General features: G+C 73.5%; 1 protein-coding gene. It reads right to left on the bottom strand.

Features of this window, described 5'->3' with window-relative positions; translation table 11 throughout:
• Positions 1–130: 130 nt before the first annotated feature.
• A partial coding sequence (locus tag G3I71_RS48570) for an ATP-binding protein (protein ID WP_164325380.1) occupies positions 131–419 on the bottom strand: 289 nt, incomplete at its 5' end.

Here is a 419-nt window from a genome sequence, read left to right as displayed (position 1 = left end):
TGCTCCATGGCCTTCTTCTTCCTTGCCGATTCCGGCGGTGCGGGCCGACTGCCCGCACCGGTGGTGCCGAGGGGCCGGGGGCTTCTCGCCCGGCCGGGCCCGCCTGCCCGTCCCTTTCTCGGGGCGGGAGTCATCGAGGGGCAGGAGTCTGAGGGGCGGCCGGGTTCGCCTCAAGGACGCACTCGGCCCAGACCCGCTTGCCCCAGGTGAAGGTGTCGGGGCCGGTCTTCTCGGGCAGGGCGGCGACCACCATCAGGCCCCGTCCGTGCTCCTCGTCCGCCTGCGCGGTGCGCGGTGCGGGCTTCGTGGGGGACTTGTCCACGACCCCGATGCGCACCCGGTCCGGGCCGAGACGGGTGATGGTGACCCGGAGGTGGCGGCAGCCGGTGTGCTCGACCGTGTTGGCCACCAGCTCGGAG

This window comes from Streptomyces sp. SID12501, from assembly GCF_010550245.1.
Lineage (GTDB): Bacteria > Actinomycetota > Actinomycetes > Streptomycetales > Streptomycetaceae > Streptomyces.
The sequence above is the reverse complement of the archived record's forward strand: the minus strand, read 5'-3'. Positions and strand labels throughout refer to the sequence as shown.